This window comes from Polaromonas sp. P1_E3 (assembly GCF_056405935.1).
Window position 1 is genome coordinate 1 of sequence record NZ_JBFUBD010000103.1, and the last position, 9,100, is coordinate 9,100.

Below are 9,100 nucleotides of genomic sequence, written 5' to 3' on the forward strand. Positions count from 1 at the left end.
CATGGGTAGTTGTTGGATGGCTTCGAGCGCCAATCGGGTCTTGCCGATGCCCGGCTCGCCAATAATTCGCGCGTGCTGAATCTCAGGCCCTATGAGAATTTCCTGGATCCTGCGAATGAACTCAGTCTGTGACTCGCCTAACGAAACTCGCGGCGTCATGTCTCCGTTCTTAGCCCATGAGCCGACAGCCTGAAAGCGGACGTCCCCCAGGCCACCAAGGTCCAAGCACAGTGATGGATAGCGCTCCGTCATGTTCGCGATCTGTCTCACGCCCCACACTTCGACCAGCGCAGTTTTGTAGCCGCACGCCTTGAAAGCGGATTTCAGCAGTCCCACTGCCTGGGAATGGTTTTCGGCGAGAAGGTCTTGACCAAGCGAAACCATTACGTAGGTTCCGCCTATGTCGAGGCAACGACGCACAGCGGAGCCAAGCTTGGCTTTGGAGGGCTTTGCGTCAGAGGCGCCGAAGAGTTCTTTGGCAACAGCCGCCGGCTGCCAGGGTTTGAACGCCGTTCCCGTCTTGATCTGATAGTGGAACGAGTGCCCGTCTCTGCCACCGACGCGATCTGCCTTTGCGTCGATGCCTCCATCGCTGCTGTTGACGTCTCCCGAGACAACGATGTTGACGAGCCCAAGCCGTGCGGCTTCGCACCAAAGAAGCCTGCCAAAAAACTCGGTCGCCTCCTGAATTCGCAACTTGCCGAGACGGTCCAAGTTGGGCGAAAAGATCGTCGTCTCCATGTCTGCTCCCCGTTGTTCGGATCGATTCTCCTCCACTTCGAATCCTTCACATCGGATAGGCCAGCGCTACCATCGCGCCGAGCCTCTTTAGTGGCTTCAGCCTTGCCCGTGCAGCACAGATAGCATCCATTCCTCAAACAGCCGAATATTCCGCTGCTCCCGCCGCTCAGGCGGATAAGTGAGGAAATAGGCATTCCCACTGTCGACCTCTATGTCGAAGGGCTTCACGACTTTCCCCGAGGCAATCAGATCAGCGAACAACGCAGCGTCGGCAATGGCAACACCCTGCCCGCGCTCTGCGCTCTGGACGCACATGTCTAGCGTGTCAAACAGCTGTTCACCTGTGCCCTGCAGGTCGGGTACGCCAGCGCCGCGCAGCCAGGTCTGCCATTCGTGGCGGTTGGCTCTGGCATGCAAAAGGAGGGCACCGGCTAGGCACGCACATACCCCATGAATAAAAAGGTACACGTTCCGCCCGTGTAACCACCGCCCAAAGACAACAAAAGACGGCTCGCCCAACGCCGCCAACACTGGCAAGATGGGCACAAGGCTGGYGGGGCAACAAACAAGACCTCTACGCCCTGGCTGCCGTGAAGAAGCCCATAGAACACGGCACACGCCCAGCGCCCGCGCCACATTGTTTGATACTCTGCCAAGAAGGCTTCATGAAAGCCTTCCTGTGCAAGCAGGGCAAATTTCCGTAAACCACCTAAGTAAAACCCCAACTCCCACCCTCTTCTACCCCCCCGGCACTAAGAGGAAAATCGCCGATACAGCTGCTTCCCAATTCCACCCCGCCCCCAAACGAATCCCCTCGCCATGACACCCGCCCTGCCACCCACCACCGGAGCCGCCCTGCGATGAGCGCACGCGAGGCCTGGGTCGGCACGCAGCTGGCCCTGACGTTTATGCGGCATGCGCCGCCGACACTGCATGCGAGCGCGGTGGTGATTGTGGTGATCGTGGCCATGCTGTACCGCGATGTGCCGGCCTGGGAGTTGTGGGTATGGGCCGCGGCAGCGGCCGCGACAACGCTGGTGCGCTATGCCATCCTGCATGCTTACAGCAAGCGTGTGGCGGAGGCCGACGGGGTGGCGCTGCGGGAGTTCATGTCGCTCTATGGGTGGGCCTGGCCGCTCAGTGCGGTGGTCTGGGGTTCGCTGATGTTTGTGGTGTACCGCCAGGCGCCTATTGAAGACCAGCTGCTGTGCATGCTGGTGCTTTCGGCCATTGCGGCGGTTGCGGTGGCTTCTTCACCGCCGTGCATGCGCACCTTCTCGGCGTATTGCAACGGCCTGAGCGCGGCGGTGCTGGCGGCGCTGGCCTGGCGCATAGACCTGACGGCGGGCATGTCTTCGGTGCTGGACACCGGCGCCGGGATGGGGGTGGTACTGGTGTTTCTGTGGGTGGCCCATGTCACGGGGCGGCGCATGTACCGGGCCAAACACATCAGCCTGGAGCGGCAATTTGACCGCCAGCAACTCGTCAAGGCCCTGGAAGAGCGTAAACAGACACTGGCCGGGGCCGAAATCGTGCGCAGCCGCTTTATTGCCAGCGCCGCACACGAGCTGCGCCAGCCGGTGCAGGCGCTGGGCCCGTATGCCGACTGGCTGACCCAGGAGCCCGAGTTTGCGGTGCAGATTGCGCGCAAGATTGCGGATTGCACGCACAAGATCGACGAAATTTTTGAATCGCTGTTCAGCCTGGCGGGGCTGGACCCGGCTTCGACCAGCGTGCACATGCAGCCGGTGCACATGACGGATCTGATCCAGGCCGTGGCTGAAGAACACATGCCGCTGGCAGATGAAAAGCGCCTGCGCCTGCGCACCCGGACCGCCGCGGGGCGGGCGTTGTCAGACCCGGTGCTGCTGGCGCGGCTGGTGGGCTGCCTGCTGACGAACGCCTTGCGCAACACGCATGGCGGCGGCGTGCTGCTGGCTGCGCGGCAGCGCCAGGGCAAGTGGCGCATAGAAGTCTGGGACACGGGCGTGGGCATTGCGCGTGAGCGCCAGCAGACGGTTTCTGAAGGCATTCCGCAGCTGGGCACGGCCGAGGGCTTTGGGCTTCAACTGGCGGCCGTCTACCGACTGAGCCAGCTGCTGGGGCACCCGGTCGGCATGACAGACCGCCGCGGGCGGGGCAGCATCTTCTGGGTAGAGCTGCCGCGGTATGAAGAAGTTGAAGAGACCGGCAGCGCCCCCTGGGCGCCTAAGCTTCCACCGCAGGCAGCGCCTTTCGCAGCCGCCCGGGTGAAACGCCATACAGCTGTTGAAAATGCCGAATGAAGTGCGAGGCATCGGCAAAGCCACATTCGTAGGCGATGGTGCTCACCGGCGAATCGGTTGATGTCAGCAGCCAGCGGCCGTATTTGAGCCGCGAGTTGCGGTAAAACCCTGAAGGCGAAGCGCCCGTTTCTGCCAGAAAAACCCGCTCCAGCTGGCGGCTGCTTGACTCCACAATTTTGGCGATGACGGAAATTTCAAGCGGCGTGGTGATGTTCTTTTCCATCAGCACAATCGCCTGGCGGAGCTTGTCGTTGTCGGCAGAGGCATAGCCCAGCGCGCGCCGGCGTGCGACGTGCGAAATCGCGGATTTGCGGGTCACCGTCATCTGGTGCACGACCTTGGCGGCGCGGTCCGGCCCGCAATGCAGGCGAATCAGCTCCGTGGCCAGCTCAATGATTGAAATGCCTCCTGCGCAGGTGATCCGGTCGCCGTCGAAGATGTAGTCGCAGTTGGTGGTGAAGGGCAAATCGGGAAAAGCTTCCTTCCAGTCATTGACATGGAAGGGGTGCACGCAGGCCATGCGGCCTTGCATGAACCCGTGCCGCGCAAGCGCAAAGCTGCCGGTGCAAATGCCAATCAAGGGCACTCCGGCTTTTGCGGCCTGGTTCAAAAACTTCACACCCCGGGGGTCGGCCGTTTTCATGAAGGGCAGCAAGCCGCCAATGACGGCCACATAGTCAAAGTTGCATTCCGATGACGCTGCGGGCAGCGTGGCCACCTCCACGCCGCAGCTGGAGGCCACAGGCTCGCCGGTGGCGCTGAGCACCGCCCACGTGCAGCGAAGCTGCCGGCTCTGGTCGCCCAGGTCTGCGGCGTGTCGCAGCGCATCGCACAGCCCCGCCAGCGACAACAGGGGAAAGCGCGCGCACAGAAAAATTCCGACCCTCAGCTCCACCCCGGTTTTAGGGGGCGTTTTGGCCCTGGCCGCGTCAAGCCGGTCTACCAGGTGGTTGCCCTCAACGTGCGCACTGGCCGCGCTGTTGGCCTTGGCGGGGGCATGCTTTGGGCGCCTTGCCGCCGCAGCCTTGGGCGCCGAAGCGCCTTTTTTGGGTAATTTTCCTGAATGTCGCATACGTTCAATTTACCTGCCAAAGCCTCCTATGACAAGTTGATGACGCTTCATACCATCCACCCCGTCAGTGAGCGTTTCGTTAACCACCATCAGGAGTTTTCATGAAAAAAAATTTCGCCGCACGCCTCTTGTGCATGCTTTTCGCCGCGGGGGCGGTGCTGCCGTCTGCCAACGCCCAGGCCTTGCAAACCGTTGAAAAAGACGCGTTGACCATCGCCTTCACCGGCGACATGCCGGGCACCGGCTACCAGGACGGCGCCATGATTGGCTATGACGGCGAAATCCTGCAGCGCGTGGCGGAAGCCGTGAAGCTCAAGGTCAAGCCCGCCCTCATGGAATGGTCGGGCACCATTGCTTCGGTGCAGGCCAAACGTGTCGACGTGATGGCTGGCACCATGGGCTGGACCGAGCAGCGCTCAAAGATCATGGCCCTGAGCGACCCGATTCATTACTTCAAGAACGGCATCACCCAGTCGAGCAAGACCAACTGGTCGCACCTGAAGGACCTGGAAGGCAAGAAGGTCGGCACGATCACCGGGTTCTCGTTCATTCCCGAGCTTCGCAAGATCACCGGCCTGCAACTGACGATGTATGACACATCCGACGCTGCCGTGCGCGACCTGCTGGCCGGACGTATTGACGCCGTCATCGGCGACCCGCCCGTGATGCAGTACGCCATTTCGCGCAACCCGCAATGGAAGCTGAAGTTCAACGCCTTCGTTGACAACAACCCCGACTACCCGCTGCTGACCGGGCTGGGCCAGGTGGTGTTTGGCATGAACAAGGACAACCCGGAACTCGCCAAAGCCGTGAACGCGGAGATCGCCAAGCTCTGGCAGAGCTGTGAGCTCAAGAAGATCGGTGGCAAATACGGCCTGGTGCAAGACGTCTGGTACGTGCCCGTGGGCCAGAACTTCCGCGCCGGCGTAGACCGCCCCGCCGACTGGAAACTGCCCTCCTGCAAGTAAGCCCTTGAAGCATGGACAGGCGAACGCGTGTTTTCTCATGCGTTCGTCTGCGTCAAAAAAACTGAACCCCATGAACAACACACTGCTAACCGTCGACGGGCTGAAGAAAAGCTACGGCGACCTTGAAGTGCTCAAGGGAATTTCCTTTGACCTGCGCAAAGGCGAAACCTTGTCACTGATCGGCCCCAGCGGCTCCGGAAAGTCAACCTGCCTGCGCTGCCTGAATTTTCTGGAACAACCGGGCGAAGGCGCCATCGTGCTGGACGGCGAACGCATAGGCCAGGTACCCACCAAGCATGGCGGGTTCCGCTTCATGAATGACCGCGAACTTGCACCCCAGCGGCGCGAAATCGGCATGGTGTTCCAGCTGTTTTACCTGTGGCCGCACCTGAACGTTCGCGACAACGTGGCCCTGGGTTCCATCAAGGCCGGCGGCATGTCAAAACACGAGGCGTATGAGCTGGCCGACGCCATGCTGGAGAAGGTTCACCTTTCCAGCAAGGCCAACGAATACCCCGAGCGATTATCCGGAGGCCAGCAGCAGCGCGTGGCCATTGCCAGGGCCCTGGCCCAGCAACCCAAACTGATTCTGTTTGACGAGCCGACCTCTGCCCTTGACCCGGAGCTGGTCGGCGAAGTGCTGACGGTGATCCGTGAGCTGGCCGAAGAGGGCCGCTCGATGATTCTGGTCACGCATGAGATCCGCTTTGCGAGGGACGTGGCAGACCGCGTGATTTTCATGGACGGCGGCCACATTGTGGAACAAGGCCCCGCAGTCGATGTCATCAACAACCCGCAGCTGGAGCGCACCCGCAGCTTCCTGGGCCAGGTGGCCGACAACCCGGGGCTGGCCAGGTGATGGAACAGCTCGGAATCTTCGGGAGCATCCTTGCCGTACTGATGGGCGGCGCAGTGACCGCCGCGATAGTCGCCCTGGGCGCTTTTGCCATTGCGCTGGCGGGTGGAATGCTGCTGGCGGTAACCGTTACCTTCGCGCGCTTTCGCCTGCTGAAGCTGGCCATTGCGGCTTACATCGAATGGATGCGCAATGTACCGGCGCTGGCCCACCTCTTTGTGATCTATTTCGGGCTGGCGGCTGTGGGTGTTCGGCTTTCGCCGCTGGTGGCTGCCATCCTGGGGCTGGGGCTGGTGGGCGCGGCGGTGCTGTGCGATGTGTTTGCCGCCGGACTCAAATGCCTTCATGCCGGGCAGCGCGAGGCGGCGCTGTCGGTCGGCATGACGCCGCGGCAGACGCTGGTTCACGTGCTGTTGCCGCAAATGCTGCGGGTGACCTGGCCATCGCTGGGCAACTACACCAGCCAGCTGCTCAAAGACACGTCCATCGCGTCGGCCATTGCCGCGCCGGAAATCATGTTTTTTGCCAGAAACCTGGTGACATCCACCTTTGAAACCACCTTGATCTACCTGGCCGCCATGTTGTTGTACGCGGCCATGGTGCTGCCGGTCAGTTGGGGATTTGCCAGGGCCGAAAATCGTATGGAGAACAAGCGATGAACAGCTTCTTTGCAGTCTTCCTGCAATACTGGCCCGAGTGGGCGCCACGCCTTGCCGAAGCGGCCAAAGTGACGGCAAAGCTGTCGTCCGCGGGCTTTGTGATGGCGCTGCTTTTGGGCGCGGCCCTGGCGGCCATGATCCGCAGCGGTCGGCCGGCCCTGCGCTTTGCCGCGAACTTCTTCATCCAGTTCGTGCGCACCGTGCCCTTGCTCGCGCTGCTGCTGGCGCTCTACTTTGCGCTGCCGCCGCTCGGCCTCACGCTGCCGGGCTTCTGGGCCGGCGTGATCGGGCTGGGACTGCACGGCGCGGCCTATGTTGCCGAGATCTTGCGCGGTGGCCTGCAGTCCATTCACCGGGGCCAGCGTGAAGCGGCCCTCGCCGTTGGGCTGGCGCCGCGCCAGGTGTTCATGCACGTGGTGTTTCCCCAGGCGCTGCGCGTCATGCTGCCCCCGCTGCTGAACACCTATGTGGCGCTGCTGAAAGACAGCTCGCTGTGCGCATTGATCGCCACGGACGAGCTGATGCTCACGGCACGGGCCATGTCGAGCGAATTTTTCCTCCCGCTGCATATCTTCCTGCTGGTGGGGGCTTTTTACTTTGCGATTGCCTTTCCCCTCTCGATGGTTTCACGGGCGCTTGAAAAACGCCTTTCGCGCGGGCGGCGCGTGATGGGGGCCGCATGACTGCTGTCGCCCACACTGCCAACACCTCCAACACCTCCAACACCGCCAATGCCTCGCTTGCCTATGCCTCCATGGAGCAGACGCTCGAAGCGCTTGCCAGCGGAGAGACCACCAGCGAAGCGCTGGTCGAACACCAGCTGTCGCGCATAGATGCCTTTGACGCCAAGCTGCACGCGTATGTAGACGTCTATGCGGATGAAGCCCTGCAGGCTGCGCGCGGCCTCGACAAACTCAGGCAGGCCGGGTTTACGGTCGGCCCGCTGCACGGCGTGACCATGGCCGTCAAGGACCTGTTTGAAATAAAGGGCCACGCGATCACTGCGGGCTCCAGGTCGCTGCCGCCACGCACCTCTTCCATCACGGCGACGGTGGTTGACCGGCTGAGGGCGGCCGGCGTGATTGTCCTGGGCAAAACGCACACGGTGGAATTCGCCTTTGGCGGCTGGGGCACCAACACCTCCATGGGCACGCCCTGGAACCCGTGGGATCTGAAAACCCACCGCGTGCCTGGCGGCTCCAGCAGCGGCTCGGCAGTGGCAGTTTCTGCAGGCATGGCCTCTGYCGCGCTGGGCACAGACACCGGCGGCTCCGTTCRCATCCCGGCCGGGCTTTGCGGGCTGGTGGGGCTGAAGACAACGCACGGGCTGATCAGCCGTTACGGCCTCATTGACCTGTGCCCCACGCACGACACGGTGGGGCCCATCACGCGGACCGTGAAAGACTGCGCCACGCTGCTGGACGCGCTGGCGGGGCCTGACCCGAAAGACGTGGTGTCGCGCCGCTCACCCGTGCGGTCGGTCACCCAGGAGATCGAAAAAGATGTCAGGGGAATGCGGGTATGGACCTTGCCCCGGGCCGAACGCGAAGACGTGGACGCGGAGGTTCTGGAGGCCTATGACAGGTCGCTTGCCGTGTTCACCGGGCTGGGCATGACTTTGGTCGACAAGCCGCTGCCGCAAAGCCTGGCGCAGTCGATGCGCATCGCGGGCAGCCTGATGAGTGCGGAAGGCTACGCCAGCCTTGGCACGCTTTTCGAGCGCAACGAGCTGGAGTTCGACCCGAACATCAAGCGGCGGATCATGCTGGGCCGGGACATCGGGGCCGCCCAGTACATCAGCCTGCTGCGCGACCGCGAGGCCGCCAAGGCCGCGATGCTGGACGCCATGGACGGCGTGGATGTCTGCGTGTTCCCGACCAATGCGATCACCGCCATACCGGTGAGCGAGGTCGACGAACTGGCCACGCCGCTGTCGCGCTTCGGGCGTTTTGTGAACCTGCTTGATTTGTGCTCGGTTGCCGTTCCGGCAGGGCTTTCGGCCAACAGCCTGCCGGTTTCCATCCAGGTGATCGGGCGGCCCTTTGCCGAGCCGACGATATTGCGCGCGGCGTTTGCGTTTGAAAAGGCAACGCCGTGGAACCGCCTGTACCCCCCGGGCCTTGACCTGCAGCGCTGAAGGGGCGGCGCTGCAGCGGGGTGGGCCGCCGTCGGTTTTCGCCTACAAAAATCAGCGCCTCACTCGCTGGAGTTCCTTTTGCGCCCTGCTGAAAATGGCATTGACCATGCCCAGCACCGCGGCCCCCCTTCCTGAAAGCACCTCCCCGTCGGCCGCGTCAGCGCTGTGGCCGCGCGTACGCCGCTGGGGCTTCCCCGCGCTCGGCGTTGTGGTCCTGGGCCTGCTCATTTCCCATGCCCACAAGGTGGACTGGGAAGGCGCCTGGCAAACGCTGTGGCGCTACTCCCCTCTTTTGCTGCTTGCCGTCCTGGGCCTGGCCACGGCCAGCCACGCGCTGTACGGCTGCTTTGACCTGATCGGGCGACACCACACGCGCCACAAG

At 62.7% G+C, this 9,100-nt stretch carries 9 protein-coding genes and 1 pseudogene; 7 read left to right on the plus strand and 3 right to left on the minus strand.

Annotated elements, in window-relative coordinates:
• On the minus strand, nucleotides 1-741 hold a 741-nt coding region (locus tag AC1D0Z_RS12335; protein ID WP_477658536.1), incomplete at its 3' end, for a hypothetical protein.
• Nucleotides 742-837: 96 nt separating this feature from the next.
• Entirely contained in the window at nucleotides 838-1,158 is a 321-nt protein-coding gene (locus AC1D0Z_RS12340) for a LysR substrate-binding domain-containing protein (protein WP_477658537.1), read from the minus strand.
• A 443-nt stretch (nucleotides 1,159-1,601) separates the two neighbouring features.
• Between AC1D0Z_RS12340 and AC1D0Z_RS12345 the strand changes: the two genes are divergently transcribed.
• The gene (locus AC1D0Z_RS12345; RefSeq protein ID WP_477658538.1) at nucleotides 1,602-3,026 is read left to right on the plus strand and encodes a sensor histidine kinase; all 1,425 of its coding nucleotides are present in this window, start codon (nucleotides 1,602-1,604) and stop codon (nucleotides 3,024-3,026) included.
• On the opposite strand, the gene AC1D0Z_RS12350 is transcribed toward AC1D0Z_RS12345, so the two are convergent.
• Complete coding sequence (locus tag AC1D0Z_RS12350) at nucleotides 2,950-4,098, minus strand: GlxA family transcriptional regulator (RefSeq protein ID WP_477658539.1); 1,149 nt, start codon at nucleotides 4,096-4,098, stop codon at nucleotides 2,950-2,952. The two genes, AC1D0Z_RS12345 and AC1D0Z_RS12350, sit on opposite strands and share 77 nt — an antisense overlap.
• A gap of 101 nt (nucleotides 4,099-4,199) precedes the next feature.
• On the opposite strand from AC1D0Z_RS12350, the gene AC1D0Z_RS12355 reads away from it, so the two are divergent.
• From AC1D0Z_RS12355 to AC1D0Z_RS12380, 6 genes and pseudogenes are all read left to right on the plus strand, one after another.
• Nucleotides 4,200-5,066 (plus strand): substrate-binding periplasmic protein, encoded by an 867-nt coding sequence (locus AC1D0Z_RS12355; protein WP_477658540.1) that lies wholly within the window; start codon nucleotides 4,200-4,202, stop codon nucleotides 5,064-5,066.
• Nucleotides 5,067-5,136: 70 nt separating this feature from the next.
• Nucleotides 5,137-5,925: an amino acid ABC transporter ATP-binding protein gene (locus AC1D0Z_RS12360; RefSeq protein WP_477658541.1), complete on the plus strand. Its 789-nt coding sequence runs from the start codon at nucleotides 5,137-5,139 to the stop codon at nucleotides 5,923-5,925.
• A complete protein-coding gene (locus AC1D0Z_RS12365; RefSeq protein WP_477658542.1) occupies nucleotides 5,925-6,581 on the plus strand; it encodes an amino acid ABC transporter permease in 657 nt (218 codons plus the stop codon). Before AC1D0Z_RS12360 ends, AC1D0Z_RS12365 begins: the two co-directional genes overlap by 1 nt.
• Nucleotides 6,578-7,264: an amino acid ABC transporter permease gene (locus AC1D0Z_RS12370; RefSeq protein ID WP_477658543.1), complete on the plus strand. Its 687-nt coding sequence runs from the start codon at nucleotides 6,578-6,580 to the stop codon at nucleotides 7,262-7,264. Before AC1D0Z_RS12365 ends, AC1D0Z_RS12370 begins: the two co-directional genes overlap by 4 nt.
• A complete protein-coding gene (locus AC1D0Z_RS12375) occupies nucleotides 7,261-8,718 on the plus strand; it encodes an amidase (RefSeq protein ID WP_477658544.1) in 1,458 nt (485 codons plus the stop codon). Before AC1D0Z_RS12370 ends, AC1D0Z_RS12375 begins: the two co-directional genes overlap by 4 nt.
• Before the next feature lie 106 nt (nucleotides 8,719-8,824).
• A pseudogene (locus tag AC1D0Z_RS12380) lies at nucleotides 8,825-9,100 on the plus strand (lysylphosphatidylglycerol synthase domain-containing protein); the annotation flags it as partial.